This window comes from Pseudomonas sp. CCI4.2 (assembly GCF_034350045.1).
In the GTDB taxonomy this organism is placed as follows: Bacteria; Pseudomonadota; Gammaproteobacteria; order Pseudomonadales; family Pseudomonadaceae; genus Aquipseudomonas.
Map to the genome: position 1 here is coordinate 5,114,033 of NZ_CP133781.1, position 17,425 is coordinate 5,131,457.

The window sequence follows — 17,425 nt, forward strand, 5'->3', positions numbered from 1 at the left end:
GTAAGCCCTGCTCCGTGAACCGCCACGGAGCAGGTATCGCTTACCAGCTAAAGTCTTTCGCTTTGCTCTGGTCGATCAGCGCGATGTCCACCGGGATAGTGGCTGGCACCTGCGCGCCCCACTTTTTGGCCAGCGCGATGCCTAACGCCAAACGCACTTGGTCACGAGGATACTGTGCTGAGGTCGCAATGAACTTGCTGCCCGGTTTGAGGATGGCCTTGATCGCTTCCGGCGCGCCGTCAACGCTCACCAGTTTGACGTCGAGCCCGCTCGCTTCGATGGCGGAAAGCGCGCCCAATGCGCCGGTGTCATTGACGCTGAACAAGCCTTTCAGACCCGGCTGCGCCTGGAGCATGTTTTCAGTCACGGTCAGCGCCTGATCACGCTCTTGCTTGCCGTTTTGGATGCTGACAATCTTGATTTTCGGGTGTTTGGACAGTGCGTCCTTACACCCCTTAACGCGATCAAGAATCGGCACTACCGCAATGCCATCAAGAATACCTACATCACCGGCATCACCGATGTGCTGAGCCAGGTACTCACAGGCCTGGTAGCCGGCATCAACGTTTTTTGAACCGACGAATGAATCCAGCGGCCCCTTCGCCTGTGCATCTACGGCAACGACTACGACCCCGGCTTTGTGTGCGGCTTGTACAGCCGATTGCACACCTACAGAGTCAGTCGGATTGATCAGCAGAATATCGATGCCCTGTTGCAGCATGTCTTCGATATCGCTGACCTGCTTGGAGACATCATGACCGGCGTCAGTGACGATCAGTTGCGCACCGATGGTTTTGGTCGCGTCGGTCAACGCGTCCTTCATGGTGACGAAGTAGGGATTGTTGATTTCCTGGAAGGACACGCCGACTTTCAGCGGGCCGGTCTTGCTGTCGGCAAAAGCACCCGTGGCGATGCCACAGCTGATGCTTAACGCCAGTAAACACAGAGCTTTAGGGAGCTTTACCATGGACGATTTCCTTCTTGTTTTTATTTTTTTTAAAAATGTCATCGTTAACATTTTCAAATAAAGTAGCAAAGGAATCGGAGGTCAGCAAGGTGGGGAGAGAAGGAATTAGCGGGCAGGATGATGGCAGATGGGTGCTATTGCAGCGCCGATTTCAGGATATTCAAGGGGTTAGTGAGCAGTGTTTGTATAGAATATTTTCTGGTTTGCTACAGCCCCAAGGGGCCAACTTGTTGGCGAAACGGTTGAAGCGATGTCTCAGACACATCGCTTCTCCAACAAGTTGGCTTACAAAGATGATGTGAGCCTATTTTCTCCGCATCGCTGCGGTCAACTTGTCGACGTTGTAGCGAAACATCTGTGCATAAGTCGCGGCGGGGCCATCGGCTGGGGACAGGGCTTCAACGTACAGTTCGCCGCCGGGTTGAGCGCCGCTGGCGGCGGCGATTTGTTTGACCAGACGCGGATCACCGGAGTTCTCAAAGAAGTAAGCGCTGACGTGCTCGCTCTTGATCTGACGAATCAACCTGGAAACATCCGCCGCCGATGGCTCCGCTTCGGTGGAGAAACCGAGCGGTGAGAGGAAGGTCACGCCATACGCATCGCCGAAGTAACCGAACGCGTCATGGGAGGTCAGCACTTTGCGCTGGGCAACGGGAATTGCCTGCACTTGAGCGCGAGCATAGGTGTCCAGGTCTTGCAGTTGAGCGGTGTAACGGTCGCCGTTGGCTTGATAGATATCGGCGCCTTCGGGGTCGGCTTTCTTCAGCGCGGCAATGATGTTGCGCACGTAAATCGCAGCATTGGCGGCGCTGTTCCAGGCGTGTGGGTCGGTGATGCGCTTGCCATCTTCTTCCATGCTGCGGGTCTTGATGCCGGTGGATAACACCACGGGCTCACCGCGATAACCGGACGCTTTGATCAAACGGTCCAGCCAACCTTCCAGGTGCAAACCACTGACAAACGTCAGATCAGCTTTTTTCAACGCTTGAGCGTCGGCCGGGTTTGGCTCATACACGTGGGGGTCGCCATTGGGGCCAATCAGCGAGGTCACGTGAACCCGATCACCGCCAACGGTGTGCACCATGTCGGCGATGACGGTGAAGGAAGCCACCGCTTCCAGCTGTTTAGCCGACGCGAAACTAGAAAACACAGACAGCACAATGGCTGCCATGGCGCCCGATAGCATGGGTTGTTTCATGTTAATCCTCGAAGTTGCGTAAGAAGCAGCGTTAAGAACTGGCGTTAGAAAGTTGGGTCAGTTAGCCAAGTGAGGTTTGGGGAACAATCGACGCAGAATGCCGCTGCGACCGAACAACAATGAGAAGCCATAAAACGCACTGGCGGTCAGCACGATGGCCGGACCGGATGCGACGCCCAGGTGATAAGACACGATCAAGCCGATGAGCCCAGAGAGCGTGGCCACCAGTGTCGAAATCATCATCAAGGCGCTCAAGGATGTGGCCCAAAAACGTGCTGCCGTGGCCGGAAGCATCATCATCCCGACCGCCATCAAGGTGCCCAACGCTTGGAATCCAGCTACCAAATTCAGCACCACCAGCAGCAGAAAAAGCACATGGTAGAGGGAACCGCGACCGCCCACTGCCCTCAAGAAACCGGGGTCGAAACACTCCAACACCAGCGGTCGGTAGATCAGTGCGAGCAGGATCAGGGTGAACGATGCGATCCCGCCGACCATATAGATTGCGCTGGAGTCGATGGCCAAAATGGTGCCGAACAGCACATGCAACAAGTCCACGTTTGAACCGTGCAGTGAGACGATCAATACCCCAGCCGCCAATGATGTCAGGTAAAAACTGGCAAAGCTTGCGTCTTCACGTAGGGCGGTGAGTCGGCTGACCAACCCGGACAATAGCGCCACCGCCAAGCCGGCAATTAATCCGCCGAAACCCATGGCCGGCAGCGACAGACCCGCGAATAAAAAGCCCACCGCGGCTCCAGGCAACACCGCGTGGCTCATTGCATCGCCGACCAGGCTCATGCGCCGCAACATCAACAACACGCCCACTGGCCCGGAACCGATGCCCAATGCCAGGCACGCAACCAGCGCGCGGCGCATAAAACCGAACTCGACAAAGGGTTCAACCAACGTGGTGTAGAGCATCATGACCGGTCACCTGCGGCGTCATCGTCGTGGGTCGCGCATTGGTCGGCGTCAGCGCTCCAGAATTCGGCCATGTTGCGGGCCTTGCGCAGGTTTTCGACGCTCAACACCTCGGCGGTGGCGCCCCAGGCAATGGTTTCGCGGGCCATCAACAAGGTTTGCGGAAAGTGCTTGCGAACTTGCTCCAGGTCGTGAAGAACGGCGATCACCGTGCGGCCCTGACCATGCCAGACGCGGACCAACTCCAGCAAATCGCGGGTGGTGCGGGCATCAATGGCGGTGAACGGTTCGTCCAGCAGGATGACCGCAGCGTCTTGTAACAGCAGCCGCGCAAACAGCACCCTTTGAAACTGCCCTGAAGACAGCGAGCCAACGCTGCGCGCCTCAAATCCTTCTAGACCAACCGCCAGAAGTGCGTCTCGGGTGCGTTTGCTTTGGTCGCGACTCAGGCCACGGAAAGGACCGATGCTGCGCCACGCGCCCATGGCCACGGTGTCGGAAACGCTCAGTGGGAAACTGCGGTCGATCTCGGCAGCCTGTGGCAGATAGCCCAGCGTGCGAGTGGCGATCTTACCGAGGTCAACCCGCCCCGACGCTGGCTTCATGGTGCCGGCGATGGCTTTGATCAGGGTCGATTTTCCCGCGCCATTTGGCCCGACGATCGCCGTCAGGCTGCCCGCCTCGAAGCGCCCACTGATGTGGTGCACCGCTGGGCGACGCTCGTAGGCGACGGTGAGATTGTCCAACGCGATGGCGGCGCTCATGGAATAGCCACCGCCCAAACGATGGCTACCCATAGCAGCACGAGCATGGCCAGCGCCAGCAGCACCCGTTTCCAGGCAGATTGGGCCAACACTGAGCTGGCAATAGACGGAGCGAGGGGTGCTTTCACGGGAGGAGAACCTGACACGATTTGTTATAGTATTACATAACTTATCGGGTTTGGTTCCAGATGTTTCAAAAAAATCAAAGGGCAAGTCGAAATCTGTAATTGGATGGACTCGCCCAAGCCGAGGCGTCAATGCGCCACGGTGGCAGTCTAAGAAGCCAACGACAGCGAGGGCGAGTCCATGAAAAAGAATACGACGATTAATCAGTCTTTGTCTTCTGCCGCTCTATCGGCCTGCACGACAGTGGCGGTCGATCTTGCCAAGCGGGTATTCCAGGTCGCCGGGGAAGATGCCCTGGGCCATGTACTTTACGAAGAGCGGATCAAGTCGCGCGAAGCGTTTTTTACATTTCTGCGTCACCTGCCGCCAGAGGTCATAGTGCTGGTGGAAACTGGCCCAGGCGCTCAGTCGTGGGCGCGGCAGCTCCAGGATCAGGGCAATCTGGCGCGGATTCTTCCAGCGGGGTTGGTGGCTAATCATCGCAGCGGTGCCAAGAACGATCGCAACGATGCGCTGGCGATATTGCGTGCCGGCCGCGATAGCCGCATTGCGGCTGTGCCCATCAAAAGCACCGCAGCGCTGGCCATGCAGGCCTTGCATCGGGCTCGTCAGGGTTATGTACGCCGCCGTACAACGATCAGTAATCAGATGCGAGGCTTACTGTTAGAGCACGGCGTTGCGCTGGCGCAGGGCGATGTTGCTATCAGCCAAACCATACCCCGAGTGCTGGAAGACGCTACTCAGCCGTTGCCCGATATGTTGCGCGAACTGATAGACGAATTACTGGGTGAATGGCACCACACGGGCGAGCGAATCAACATCTTGACTGGCCGTCTGGAGACTGCTGCGAACGATGACAAAACCGCCAAACGGCTAATGACCGTGCGTGGTATCGGTCCGATTATCGCCACGGCACTGCTGGCCAAGCAGACTGAACCTGAACGCTTCTCCAATGCGCGCATGTTTGCCGCCTACTTCGGCATGGTGCCTGAGCAGCACAGCAGCGGGGAGCAGGTGCGCCTGGGCAAAATGAGCAAGCGAGGCGATGGCTACATACGCAGCTTGATGGTTCAGGGTGCCCATTCGGTGTTGAGGCAACTGCGGCCTGATTCACAGCAGCCCGACGATCTGCGGCTGCTGCGCTGGTTAGGGCGCCTGGGTCGAAAAGAGGCGGCGGTCCGGTTAGCGAACCGTAACCTGCGCATCGTCTGGGCGCTGCTACAGAATGAACAGACTTATCGCCGCCAACCGGCCAATGGCCAAGCTGCGATGGGCCACTGATCCACAGAGTTCTGCCACCGTGGCGCGAAAGCGCTTCAACCCTTGCTAGAAAACATTGACCCCAGGTCAGACCGTCGCGGATTGATGCCTTGGCTCCTACTGGCCCTTGAGGCCTGAATGTAATTGGCATACCGCGAGCTGAACCAATGTTGGCCAGAAGCCGAAGACGGCTTCCTCGAATAGGCCTTATACATAGATGCAACCGGGTAGCGGTGTTTAAAAGCGGGTTGACAGTGGAGGCGAGTCCATACATAGGAGCCAGCGTGTTGGCGAGGTGGTGTGTCAGGTACACCGTTTCGCCAACACGTTGGCTCCTACAGAGTCATTGTGGGCATCAGGCCTTAACAATCCAGCCTTCAGGCCCTTCGATATCCCCCGATTGCACGCCGGTCAGCTCGTTGTAGAGCTTCTGTGTGATCGGCCCCACTTCTTCCTGGCTGAAGAACACGTGAAGGTTGTCGTTGTAATCAATCCCGCCGATAGGCGTGATGACGGCAGCTGTACCACAGGCGCCGGCTTCCTTGAAGTCGCTCAGCTTGTCGATGAACACATCACCTTCAACGACCTTAAGGCCCAGACGGCTTTGCGCCAGTTCGATCAGCGACAGGCGAGTAATGCCTGGCAATACCGACGGCGACTTCGGGGTGACGAACACGTCGTCGTGGGTGATGGCGAAGAAGTTGGCAGAACCGACTTCTTCGATCTTCGAATGCGTTAGCGGATCGAGGTAAATGCAATCGGCGAAATTCAGTTTCTTGGCTTGGGAGTTCGGCAGCAGGCTGGCTGCGTAGTTACCGCCGACCTTGGCTGCGCCGGTACCGTTGGCGGCGGCGCGGTCAAAGCTGGAAATCTGGAAGTTGTTCGGCTTCAGGCCGCCTTTGAAATAAGCACCCACCGGCATGCAGAAGATCGAAAAAATAAACTCAGGCGCAGTGCGCACGCCGATGTTGTCGCCCACGCCGATGATGAACGGACGCAGATAGAGGGAGCCGCCAGTACCGTAAGGTGGAATAAAGCGCTCGTTGGCACGCACGACTTTTTTACAGGCTTCGATGAAATCTTCGGTCGACACGTGTGGCATCAACAACCGCGCACAGCTGCGCTGCATGCGCATTGCGTTCTGGTCTGGGCGGAACAGGTTGATCGAGCCATCTTTGCAACGATAGGCCTTTAGCCCTTCGAAGCACTGCTGACCATAGTGCAACGCCGTTGAGCCCTCACTGATGTGCAGCACGTTGTCTTCGGTCAGCGTCCCTTCCTGCCAGGCGCCATTACGCCAGTGCGACAGATAACGCAGATCTGTTTTGATGTAATCGAAACCCAGCTTGTCCCAATTTATGCTTTCGTAACTCATGACACCCTCTACCTTTAAAGACCGCCTGAACAACCCAAGCTTTTCGTTTCTATCCGATGGCAGCAACAATACTTTATTCAGGGGCCAGCTCGCATCCTCTCAATGGCATGACAGGAAATATCAGGCGAATGATCGCCGGCACTTGACGACATCTGGCTTACCGCAATCGCGAAATTGGGCCTATTCTTGATGGCATGTACGACAGACTCCTGACCTTGACGGCGGCCCGGGGCATGCCTGACACGTCCGCAACCGGACGGGAGAGAACCAAGGCAAGGCAGCAAAAAACGGCCGCAGTGAAATTCTTTGGCAGACATCATGAACATTGATTCGATAAAACGTTTTGTTCTTGCGGGACTGGTGGTGATCGGCGCGGGATTATCGGTCCCAGCGGTTGCGCAGTCCTATGGAGGCGGTGGTTACCACGGTGGCGGGTATCACGGCGGCGGGAATTATTACCACGGCGGTGGCGGCTATTATCGGGGCGGCGGATATCACGGTGGCGGCTGGTATGGCAACGGCGCATGGTGGGGACTGGGCATCGGATTAGGCGTGGGCTATGCCGCCGCGACGTATGCCAACTCCTATTACTATCCGACGTATTACTACCCCGCACCCGGCTACTACTACCCTTCTACTGCTTACTACCCGGTGGCTCAGCCTGCTCCGGCGGTTGACCCGTACTATTCGCAGCCAGTCTCCGAACCTGCCACGGCCGCACCGCCGCCGATGTCACAGGCGTCCAACTGGTATTACTGCGTTCCGACCAAGGGTTATTACCCTAACGTGCGCCAATGTTCCGAGCCTTGGCGCATCGTGCCGGCCACACCGCCCGGCCCGATTAACTGAAAGCCGGTTACAGCGTCGGGTGGGCAATGGGTCACCCGACGCGGCATTTTTCCTATCCCCTTGACCGCGATTTACCGTACCAATAACGGCACAACGTATCACTGAGGCTGTGCCATATGTGCCACAGCCTCATTGATAGCCCTTCCACCCCCTACCTCGAAACCCCCTCTAAATCAGGCCATTCACGGCACTGGCCTAATCCTTGCTGAGTGAGTTGTAAGCGCACCGACGCTTGCTCCGACAAAAACACAAAACCAAGGAGATCTTATTTATGCGTTCCAATCAGTCCGATGACGCCCCTCCCCAGCCCCCCAGCCCGGAAGCCATCACCAACGCGTGACCCCCTACTTGCTACTGTCGTTAAAGGATTTCTATCATGCAAAAAACAATGAAAGCCGCAGTCGTCCATGCCTTCGGCAAACCACTGGAAATTCGTGAAGTACCTGTGCCCACTCCGGGTTACGGCCAAGTATTGGTAAAAGTCGCGGCTTCCGGCGTCTGCCACACCGACCTTCATGCTGCTGAGGGCGACTGGCCGGTCAAACCCAACCCACCGTTTATCCCAGGTCATGAAGGGGTGGGTTATGTGGTCGGCGTCGGTCCGGGCGTTAAACACGTTAAAGAAGGTGATCGGGTCGGCGTGCCATGGCTCTATTCAACCTGCGGCCATTGCGAACATTGCCTCGGCGGCTGGGAAACCCTGTGTGAGAAACAAGAAAACAGCGGTTATTCAGTCAACGGTGGATTCGCCGAATACACCCTGGCGGACGCCAACTTCGTCGGCAAATTACCGGACAACGTCGGTTTCATTGAGATTGCCCCCATCCTGTGCGCCGGCGTAACGGTTTACAAAGGCCTGAAGATGACCGAAACCAAACCCGGCCAGTGGGTGGTGATCTCCGGCATCGGCGGCCTGGGTCACATGGCTGTTCAATACGCCAAGGCCATGGGCATGAACGTGGCGGCGGTCGACATTGACGACGGTAAGCTCGACCTGGCCCGCAGGCTTGGTGCTGAAGTCACGGTTAACGCCCGCCATCATGACCCTGCTGCCTTTTTGAAAGACGCCATCGGCGGCGCTCACGGGGCATTGGTTACTGCGGTTTCGCCAATAGCATTTAAACAAGCCATGGGCATGACCCGTCGCGGCGGCACTATCGCGCTCAATGGCCTGCCCGCAGGTGAGTTCCCTATATCGATCTTCGACATGGTACTGAACGGCACCACGGTGCGTGGTTCTATCGTCGGCACCCGTCAGGACCTTCAAGAGGCATTGGATTTCGCCGGCGAAGGCAAAGTAAAAGCGACGGTTTCAACGGAGAAACTGGAGAACGTCAACGCGGTGTTTGATCGGATGCGTGAAGGCCAGATCGAGGGACGCGTGGTTATCGACATGCAGGACTGATTACAAACGAATCCAAGCCCGGCGTAATGCCGGGCTTTGTCGATTTCATTATTTGCCAGCGTGTTTAACCATCTGATTGTAGACCTTGACCCTTCGGTGACTCCCCGCGTAACCCCCCACCGCTGACACCGTGCCGCTTTGCAGGTGATCCAGATAACCAAACAGCGTCCTGGGCGAGATGAACCTAATCGTATATCCCAGCGCCACCATTCTGTCCTGCAACTCATAACCGGGGTTACGATCGTCCATTAAAAATTGCAAGCCATGTTTTTTAACCAGCCTCACATTCCAGAGCGCACAAAAGCTCTTCAAGTGCTTTTCCATAAATGGCTTCGGCGCTTTGGATTTTATGCCCAGGGCTTGGAAAGCTCGACGCGCGTAATGTTTTACACAGCGTGAAACCAATCGCCAAGCGGAACGACCTAGGCCTCGATTTAATTGTTCAACACACCCCACTGCGGCAACTTCTCGCGGACCTGCACATTGACTGAGCATCATGTCAAACACAGAAAGGTCGTACACAAAAGTGTCGGTGTGCAATAAAAAAACATATTCCGTCTTGACCTGTTCTAAGGCGAGGTCCAACGCCCGCCCGTGTGCGACGCTGCCGGCTTCCGCCCGAACCCTTTCGCGCTCAATCAGCGTGATCCAATCCAACGTACGCAAATACTCAGTACTGGCGTCAGCAGAATAATTGTCTACGACCAACACAGGAATACCCCAACGGCACATCCCATCGCGTAACAAATCCAAACACGCCTTAGTCAGTTCGAGGGACTTGTAATTAACTAATATAATACTAAAGTTTTTCATAGGTCGATCGATCAAACCTGAATGTGGGACGCCCGTGGCAATCAGCGCGCCCTGAATTTAACTGATCGTTCGTCATGAGGTTGTTAGGTAAATGAGAAAAATGTGTCGTTAACAAACCTGACTTTCTTTAATAAAATAAACAGCGACCTAGCAATGTAAATATTAATTTACTTAAATAATTATTTATATACACAGCCCTACCTGTCTGCGCACACGCAGAAAATGCTGATTAGCCTTCGGTAGTTCTCTTCTCAAAACGACGCGTACCTTATTGAGTCACAGCTATTAAACTGTAGGAACGGGATGCTCTGGATAGGCCCGGGGGTCGCGCTCGACTGAAGCGGTCCCAAAAACCGGCCCAGCTCCAATTGAAAGAAATGAATCGCTGATCTAAGGACTGCTAGGCAGCCGATCGAAAACAACCCTGCGGCGAAAACGCGGCGGTACATTGACGACGTCCAGCCATATTTAACGCTACCACCGTCAGATCAAGCGTCTTCTTCTATAACAACCTTTATAAAATATTTCTTCCCATCAATATCAGTGAAGTAGGCATTCTTAAAATCGCCGTGCGAGGTCGCTCGCAATAAATTTATGTGCTCACCGAGCGAACCAATTGATTTAAGGGACAGCTCACACATCGCTCGATAATCTTTAATACCGTTATAGTTTATATCTTCTGTTGGTGTCGTTGTCTCAAACACACCTTGAATAATACTAAAGATATTTTTTTGAATAAGATCTTTCTCTGCCTGTATGATTTTCCTGTAAACCTCAAGCGAGGTGTCTGAAATATGGATATCAACAATTTTCTGGTCAATAATCTCGCCATGATCCACTTCGGCGTCCATTAGATGAATAGTTGAGCCAGTGGGCAAACCATTCACGATCGAAAAAGCTTGTGGAAACCAGCCGCGATTATAAGGATTTAAACCCGGGTGAAAATTTATACAGCATATATTTTCAACGAGCCGTTTAGGGAAAATTTGCTTACAATGTAGACTAAAGGCCAAATCATAGTCTTTTATTACTCTGTCTATAGTCGCTTCATCTTTCACGTTAATTTTTTCTGCACCTATTTCAATCATTTGTTGCGGAGTCTGATTGACGGACGTGTAGCAGAAATCAACTTTTAACAGATACTCAAATGAGTGTTTCTCAAGTTCACTTTTCAAAAAAAGCGACAATTCTTGATTTTCTGAAACGACAAGTAGTCTTTGTGCTGGACGCTTAGGTCTAGAGGCATGTGGGCTTGGAAATTTCTGTACATCTTCCATTACTGTTTCTCGTTGGTACTAATGCTCAGACTTGATTTTACGTGTAGCAACTATTTGTGGGAAGCAAAATAAGCAGCATGAAACGTTGCGCGAATGTCCGCGCAAGGCGTGACGTGTAAAATCCAGTGTAAACATTGGATTAAATAATTATTAGGCGCTCACAGTGCTGTACGGTGACCCAAAAAGCATGCACTCAACTGTCGAGATGTAAGTGATTGAAAAATTAAAAAAATAATCGAACTATTGAATCCTTTCGCCTTTTTTTGACCTTCATCTATTTTAGGAAGGTATTTTGGCGCGCCTGTTCAGTCTCGAAATAAGACCCCTGAGACTGACGATACTTATTAAGCTTCGCTGCCTTGGAGGCGAATACTTGAACCACACACGTGCCACCCAGTTTGCTGCGCGACAGCGCGAGCGTCCGAGACTGGGCGGCAGCTCCTGCGGTGGTTAACGCAAATTAGTTTCCGCCAGTTCGAGCACCTCATCACCCCGTCCGCTGAGCACTGCTTTGAGCATATACAGGCTGAAACCCCTGGCCTGAGCCCATTTTATTTTCGGCGGCATTGCCAACTCATGCTTGGCTGTCACCACGTCGATCAGTACCGGGCCGTCATGGGCCAATGCCTGACGCAGCGCCTCGGGCAGCGCTTCAGACGATTCGACGCGAATTCCCAGAATCCCTGCACCCTTGGCGATGGCGGCGAAGTCAGTGGTCTGCAAATCAGTATCGTGGGGCAGATAACCGCTGGCTTTCATTTCCATCGCCACGAACCCCAGCGAACTGTTGTTGAATACCACCATTTTAATTGGCAAGTTCAACTGGCGGGTGCTGAGCAGATCGCCCAGCAACATCGACAACCCGCCGTCACCGCACAGGGCAATCACCTGCCGGCCGGGATGCGCAGCCTGTGCGCCCAGCGCTTGAGGCATGGCATTGGCCATCGACCCGTGATTGAACGAGCCGTGTAACGACCGCTTACCGTTCATGCTCAGGTAACGCGCAGCCCATAACGTGGGGGTACCGACGTCAGCGGTGAATACGGCGTCCTGATCGGCCATTTCGTTGATCAGGTGCGTCAGGTATTGCGGGTGGACCGGTTGACCAGCCGCCGAGGGCCGTGCCAGTTCATCCAGGTCTTTGCGGGCGTTAGCGTAATGTTTCAGAGCTGTTTCAAGAAAGCGTCGATCCGGCTGGCGTTCGAGCTTTGGCAACAGAGCGGTGAGGCTTTCCCGAATGCCACCGACCAACCCCATCGCCAACGGCGTACGCCGTCCAAGTGCGCCTGGATCGATGTCGATCTGCACGATGTTGGAGTGGGTCGGGTAGAAGTTGCGATAGGGAAAGTTGGTGCCCAGCAACACCAAGGTGTCGCACGACATCATGGCGTGATAGCCGGAGCTGAAACCAATCAATCCGGTCATGCCGACATCGAACGGATTGTCATATTCCACGTATTGCTTGCCGCGCAAGGCATGCACGATTGGCGCGCCCAGCACGTCTGCCAGGGCAACGACCTGATCATGGGCCTGCGCACATCCCGCGCCACACATTAAGGTCACGGCTTTGGATTGACTCAACAGGTTGGCAAGCTTTTCGAGCTCCTCGTCGGCAGGCGTCACGTTTGGCGCTGCGGCAGCGGCCCAGCTCGCAGTGATGTCCGGTGCTTCGCTAAGCGCTATATCCCCGGGCAACACAATAACGGCGACCCCGCGCTGGCCAATGGCGACCCGCATTGCCCGCTCCAGCACCCGGGGAAATTGTTCAGCGCTGGTCACCAATTCGACAAAATGGCTGCACTCTTTGAACAACTCGGTGGGGTGAGTTTCCTGAAAATAACCCAGCCCGATTTCGGTGGACGGAATATGCGCTGCAATGGCCAGCACGGGCACTTGATTTCGATGACAGTCATAAAGGCCATTGATCAAATGCAGATTGCCAGGCCCGCAGCTGCCCGCGCACACCGCCAGTTTGCCGCTGGCTGCCGCTTCCGCCCCGGCGGCGAACGCAGCCACTTCTTCATGACGGGTATGCATCCAACGGATAGAACCCAGTTGCTCCAGGCTCTCGGTCAGGCCGTTAAGGCTGTCACCGGTTACGCCCCATATGTTAGAGACGCCTGCTGCGGCAAGGGTCTGTGCGAGATGGTCGGCGATGGTTCTGGACATGTGGATAATTCCTTCTCAAAGCAAATGAAGTTCGCAGGCCTTTAAAAATGGCGATGCCATACCCTGTGACAACCAAATGCGTGTGAGTTCTCGATGTTGTGGTGCGTGGGGCGGGGATAAGCTGGGTCGGGCGCTGTAACTGAAGGTTTTATGCTCAAAACAAAAAAGCCCTGCCAGGATGAACCTGAGCAGGGCTTTCTTTTTTTGCTGGATCGTTTACACGCTTGCTGAATCCGACACGCCGTATTCCAACGGCGCAACCTGGACGGTGCTTACGCTGGTATACGACACGTAGTACGCCAAGCCGACGAACACCGCACCACCCACCGCGTTGCCGAGGAACACCGCGACAAAGTTTTCAAAGAACTGACCCCAGCTCAAGGCATCTGCGAAAATTGCTGCCGGGATCAGGAACATATTGGCGACCACGTGTTGGAAACCGATGGCGACAAAGGCCATCACCGGGAACCACATGCCCAGGATCTTACCGGCGGCGTCTTTGCTGGAATAAGACAGCCAGACCGCCAGGCACACCAGCCAGTTGCAGCCAATACCCGAGATGAAGGCATGTCCGAAGTCCGCACTGACTTTAGCCGTCGCTGCAGCCACGGTTTTAGCCAGGTACGGGCCTTCGGTGAGGCCCAGAAAATGGCCGAAGAAATAGGCCACGAAAAGCGCGCCGAGCAGATTGGCAAGTGTGACCACCAGCCAGTTACGCACCACCGCCGACAGTCGGATTCTTCCGGCGAACATTGCCATGGGCAGGCTCATCATATTACCGGTGAGCAATTCGCCCCCCGCCAGAACTACCAGAATCAGACCGATGGGAAACACCGCTGCGCCCAGCAGATTGCCCAACGACGCCCATTGCGCAGGAATCATGGTGCTGACGTGGATATCCAGTAGAAAGCCTAACGCAATGAAAGCGCCGGCCAGAAAGCCTAAAACGAGAATTGAGAGCATCGGTAAGTGAGCTTTCCTCACCCCGGCTTCGACGGTCATTTCAGCAATTTGTAGAGGTGAATTGACGGGCATGGTATTGGTCTCAGGCTGGACGGCAGCCAAGGCAACGTGCGGGAGCGACGTGACCTGGTTAAACGCCGAAAATTAGTTTTTTTAGAGTCCAGTCTTGATGCGCAACTTGAATGAACAAGATGGCATGTCCAAGGTGTAGCGGCAGGAGAAACAGAGCTGCAAGGCAGGGAACAATCAATTCATAGACTAAATCGATCAGCACGCTAACTGAGTCGAATTGCCACAGTCCAATCGCTTGTACCGATGAAGTGATCGACTGGCTCTATGGGGAGGTTCTAACGATGTTGGCCAGCGCACGCCAAGTCTGGTTAGTAGGGCTGCCAATAGGGTAGGCGTACTGCATTATCCAAACCGCCATTCGGTCGCACAGCAGTCTCTTGTTTTGAAAATGTTCACGCGCAGACCTACGCCAAATCAACGGGGGTCAATTTGGCGTATAGGCGCTGACTGAAAGATCAGTGCGAGTGACGTGGTTGGCCGCCTGATCGCGCAATAACATTCAAATGCAAGGTGGCCGGTTCCAGACAACCGCCCGTGGACAACTGGCCCACCATCTGACGATAGAGCTCCTGCCAAGGCGTTTGCGAAGGTGGATAGCTCGGTTTCCAAGTGCTGCGGCGTTCGGCCATTTCTTCATCGCTGACCAATACATTAACCGAGCGTTTGTTGAGGTCGACCCGTAGCCGGTCGTCTGTGCGCAGCAGCGCCAAGCCGCCACCAATCGCTGCCTCGGGAGACATGTTGAGAATTGACGGGCTCGCAGACGTGCCGCTCTGGCGACCATCCCCCAAACACGGCAAAGAATCGATGCCTTGTTTGATCAGGCTGGCAGGTGGCGCCATGTTCACAACCTCGGCGCTGCCGGGGTAGCCGACGGTGCCCGCACCACGAATCACCAGGATGCAGCGCTCGTCGATTTCCAAGGCAGGATCGTTGATTCGAGCGTGATAATCCTCAGGCCCCTCAAACACAATGGCGCGCGCCTCAAAGGTGTTTTCCGCGCCAGGTTCCGACAGGTAGGTTTTGCGAAAGGCCTCGCCCACCACTGACATTTTCATGATCGCACTGTCGAAAAAATTTCCGCTCAGCACAATGAAGCCCGCACCATGCTTCAAGGGCGCTTCGTAGGGGTAAATGACATCGACGTCGCTGGCAACGGCATTGCGAACCTGTCCGGCTTAACCGGTTCGATGATCACCGCCGTCGCTGAAAATCTTACGGGAAACATTAACAACGGCACCTACGTCCTGGCGCTTTGCTTACTCGTCAGTGGCGGCTTGATTCTGGCTATCCCCAAATCGATGATCGACAAGCCAGCGTAAAGAGGCGCCCACTCTAGCCCGCGAAGACTATCAATAAAAAGCCCCGCCAGGCATACCTGAATGAACTGACCCCCACATACCTACCCAACACTGCCACTCATCAATCAAACATTGAACGCCACCTGCGCAGCCATTGAGTAACTGTTCTTGCCTGCGCTTTTCGCGTCATACAGGGCCACATCAGCGCGACGCATCAAGCTGAAAATGGACTCCTCCGGTTCGTGATTCGCCAATCCCACGCTGATGGACAAGCTCAGGCCGAACAACTGGCTTGAGTTGACTGCGTTGACGATGCTCCGCGCCAGTTCCTGCGCCACCGCGACATTCGCCACCCGCGCAGCGACTGCGAACTCTTCACCGCCCAGCCGGGCAAAAGTTATGGCCTTGGCTCCGGTGTCGCAGCATCTTGGATACCTCCACCAACACTTGATCGCCGACATCGTGGCCAAAGCCGTCATTAATCCTCTTGAAGTCGTCTATGTCGAGCATCAAGAAAAACAACGGCGCGGGTGCAGAGCTGTCGGCCAATGTCACGGTCAGCCGCTCCATAAATGCGCGCCGATTGGGCAGACCAGTCAACGTATCGTTATAGGCCATACCATGCAGTTGGCGCTGCAAGTCGAATACGTCTTCGCGTATACCGCAAAACTTCGTGCACACCAGCGTGGCAACCAGCAGGCTCCCCCCAATAAGTATCAGCGTCAGCGTGAGGTCCAGTCGCTGGTCAAAACTGAGCTGAACTACATAAAACAATTCATAGGAGGCATCCACATCCGCTATAAGAATATTTTTGGCGACGGACATTGCTCTGACAAGCAGTAACTACTGGCTAGCAGAGTAACCCTTCAACACACCTTCGAAACGGTCAACTACCTGATCTATCTGCTCCAAGGTAACGATTGGCTGGCCACCAGGCCACGTCACCGGCTGACGCTATTATCAGGCCTCACGGTGTGATTTTTTTGGAGAATTGCGATGCGCTGGCATCTACTCGCTATCACCCTACCCATGACACTACCGCGAAAGCTGCTGACAGCTCTGGCAGATACTCTCGGCAGCGTGGGACTGCTTGAAGTCTTACAGGGCGAATCCAAGACGGAGGACGAGCACCGGGTGCTAAAGGGGGTTAGAACGAGCAACGAACTTGTGGAGCGGGAGGGCTACTACAAACGACATGACAATATAATTCTGTCACCACCCTGCCCCGGACGCTAGCCCGGCGCTATCCCAACAATCTCCTTCAAACTGTATATATATGGAGGCTGTGTTTTATATGGTGTCCCAGGGCAGGTTCGAACTGCCAGCCTTCCCCTTAGGAGGGGGATGCTCTATCCAATTGAGCTACTGAGACACAGGTGCCAACACGCAGAGAAGGTGCCAGCGAGGACGGCGTGCATGTTAACGGCACGGCCCGGTTTTGTCATGTCGTCCGTGGCTTTTTAACCTGTAGTCCATTGCCATCCAAGGTTGTCCAATCCAGCCAGTGATGCAGTCGTCGTGCAATTTGCAATACCCCAAATTGCCACCATTGCAAACTGCAACGTCACTCCTTTCATAGCAACGATTAACCTATTGATTTTTAACAATTTTCTATATAGTCAGCGCTTGGCACAGGGCGTGCAATAAATTAGGCATACAGATAATTCCTACAAAAGTTCCAAGCGAAGGTGCACGACATGAACAACATTGTTCTTTCATTTCTAAACGCCGTTGCACTGGTCGTTTTGGTGAGTTTTCAATTTCAAGGCAGTGGGAAGGAAACTGAACAGGTTCAAGCCCAGTCTTCACATGTCATGCACCAATCGGCACAGGTTGCGGTGATGCATCAGCAGCGCGGCATCCAGGCGATGCTCGCAAAAGACAGCAATGAAGCCACGCCGACGTCGGTTGACCGTTCAGAACGCTGGGTGTTTTGAACCAATGGTTGGGCGCTTTGTAATT

At 54.6% G+C, this 17,425-nt stretch carries 16 protein-coding genes, 1 tRNA gene and 2 pseudogenes; 5 read left to right on the plus strand and 14 right to left on the minus strand.

Going from position 1 to position 17,425, the window contains the following annotated elements; all coding sequences use genetic code 11:
- Positions 1-40: 40 nt before the first annotated feature.
- From RHM65_RS23225 to RHM65_RS23245, 5 genes are all read right to left on the minus strand, one after another.
- Positions 41-967 carry a substrate-binding domain-containing protein gene (locus RHM65_RS23225; protein ID WP_322168382.1) on the minus strand — a complete coding sequence of 309 codons (927 nt, stop codon included), beginning with the start codon at positions 965-967 and terminating at the stop codon, positions 41-43.
- Positions 968-1,271: 304 nt separating this feature from the next.
- Positions 1,272-2,165, minus strand: coding sequence for a metal ABC transporter substrate-binding protein (locus tag RHM65_RS23230; protein ID WP_322184096.1), 894 nt, complete (start codon positions 2,163-2,165; stop codon positions 1,272-1,274).
- A 57-nt stretch (positions 2,166-2,222) separates the two neighbouring features.
- On the minus strand, positions 2,223-3,092 hold the full coding sequence (locus RHM65_RS23235; protein WP_299828461.1) for a metal ABC transporter permease: 870 nt from the start codon (positions 3,090-3,092) through the stop codon (positions 2,223-2,225).
- Positions 3,089-3,853: a zinc ABC transporter ATP-binding protein AztA gene (gene aztA / locus RHM65_RS23240; protein ID WP_322168377.1), complete on the minus strand. Its 765-nt coding sequence runs from the start codon at positions 3,851-3,853 to the stop codon at positions 3,089-3,091. Before aztA ends, RHM65_RS23235 begins: the two co-directional genes overlap by 4 nt.
- Entirely contained in the window at positions 3,850-3,981 is a 132-nt protein-coding gene (locus RHM65_RS23245; RefSeq protein WP_322168375.1) for a hypothetical protein, read from the minus strand. Before RHM65_RS23245 ends, aztA begins: the two co-directional genes overlap by 4 nt.
- A 178-nt stretch (positions 3,982-4,159) precedes the next feature.
- On the opposite strand from RHM65_RS23245, the gene RHM65_RS23250 reads away from it, so the two are divergent.
- The gene (locus RHM65_RS23250; RefSeq protein ID WP_322167083.1) at positions 4,160-5,260 is read left to right on the plus strand and encodes an IS110 family transposase; all 1,101 of its coding nucleotides are present in this window, start codon (positions 4,160-4,162) and stop codon (positions 5,258-5,260) included.
- Positions 5,261-5,594: 334 nt separating this feature from the next.
- On the opposite strand, the gene RHM65_RS23255 is transcribed toward RHM65_RS23250, so the two are convergent.
- On the minus strand, positions 5,595-6,614 hold the full coding sequence (locus RHM65_RS23255; RefSeq protein WP_322168373.1) for a branched-chain amino acid aminotransferase: 1,020 nt from the start codon (positions 6,612-6,614) through the stop codon (positions 5,595-5,597).
- Between the two features lie 318 nt (positions 6,615-6,932).
- Here RHM65_RS23255 and RHM65_RS23260 point away from each other — a divergent pair, with 318 nt between their 5' ends.
- Both RHM65_RS23260 and adhP read left to right on the plus strand, forming a co-directional pair.
- A complete protein-coding gene (locus RHM65_RS23260; RefSeq protein WP_322168371.1) occupies positions 6,933-7,463 on the plus strand; it encodes a hypothetical protein in 531 nt (176 codons plus the stop codon).
- Positions 7,464-7,839: 376 nt separating this feature from the next.
- A complete protein-coding gene (gene adhP / locus RHM65_RS23265; RefSeq protein WP_322168370.1) occupies positions 7,840-8,868 on the plus strand; it encodes an alcohol dehydrogenase AdhP in 1,029 nt (342 codons plus the stop codon).
- A 48-nt stretch (positions 8,869-8,916) separates the two neighbouring features.
- Here the strand turns inward: adhP and RHM65_RS23270 are convergent, their stop codons facing one another.
- The 5 genes and pseudogenes from RHM65_RS23270 to RHM65_RS23290 all read right to left on the minus strand — a co-directional run.
- Positions 8,917-9,681 (minus strand): glycosyltransferase, encoded by a 765-nt coding sequence (locus tag RHM65_RS23270; protein ID WP_322168367.1) that lies wholly within the window; start codon positions 9,679-9,681, stop codon positions 8,917-8,919.
- 488 nt (positions 9,682-10,169) lie between these two features.
- Positions 10,170-10,958 carry a dTDP-4-amino-4,6-dideoxyglucose formyltransferase gene (locus RHM65_RS23275; RefSeq protein ID WP_322168365.1) on the minus strand — a complete coding sequence of 263 codons (789 nt, stop codon included), beginning with the start codon at positions 10,956-10,958 and terminating at the stop codon, positions 10,170-10,172.
- A 450-nt stretch (positions 10,959-11,408) separates the two neighbouring features.
- Positions 11,409-13,127, minus strand: a complete 1,719-nt coding sequence (poxB, locus tag RHM65_RS23280; protein ID WP_322168363.1) for a ubiquinone-dependent pyruvate dehydrogenase — start codon at positions 13,125-13,127, stop codon at positions 11,409-11,411.
- Between the two features lie 216 nt (positions 13,128-13,343).
- The gene (locus RHM65_RS23285) at positions 13,344-14,162 is read right to left on the minus strand and encodes a formate/nitrite transporter family protein (protein WP_322168361.1); all 819 of its coding nucleotides are present in this window, start codon (positions 14,160-14,162) and stop codon (positions 13,344-13,346) included.
- 455 nt (positions 14,163-14,617) lie between these two features.
- Positions 14,618-15,313 (minus strand): annotated as a pseudogene (locus RHM65_RS23290) (dihydroxy-acid dehydratase); the annotation flags it as partial.
- 3 nt (positions 15,314-15,316) lie between these two features.
- On the opposite strand from RHM65_RS23290, the pseudogene RHM65_RS23295 reads away from it, so the two are divergent.
- Positions 15,317-15,484, plus strand: a pseudogene (locus tag RHM65_RS23295) (MFS transporter); the annotation flags it as partial.
- A gap of 104 nt (positions 15,485-15,588) precedes the next feature.
- Here RHM65_RS23295 and RHM65_RS23300 read toward each other — a convergent pair.
- The 3 genes from RHM65_RS23300 to RHM65_RS23310 all read right to left on the minus strand — a co-directional run bounded on the left by RHM65_RS23300 (position 15,589) and on the right by RHM65_RS23310 (position 16,835).
- The gene (locus RHM65_RS23300; protein ID WP_322168359.1) at positions 15,589-15,801 is read right to left on the minus strand and encodes a diguanylate cyclase domain-containing protein; all 213 of its coding nucleotides are present in this window, start codon (positions 15,799-15,801) and stop codon (positions 15,589-15,591) included.
- Between the two features lie 37 nt (positions 15,802-15,838).
- Positions 15,839-16,288: a GGDEF domain-containing protein gene (locus RHM65_RS23305; protein WP_322168358.1), complete on the minus strand. Its 450-nt coding sequence runs from the start codon at positions 16,286-16,288 to the stop codon at positions 15,839-15,841.
- 470 nt (positions 16,289-16,758) lie between these two features.
- A tRNA-Arg gene (locus RHM65_RS23310) sits at positions 16,759-16,835 on the minus strand.
- Positions 16,836-17,160: 325 nt separating this feature from the next.
- On the opposite strand from RHM65_RS23310, the gene RHM65_RS23315 reads away from it, so the two are divergent.
- On the plus strand, positions 17,161-17,400 hold the full coding sequence (locus RHM65_RS23315) for a hypothetical protein (RefSeq protein WP_322168356.1): 240 nt from the start codon (positions 17,161-17,163) through the stop codon (positions 17,398-17,400).
- Positions 17,401-17,425 lie beyond the last annotated feature (25 nt).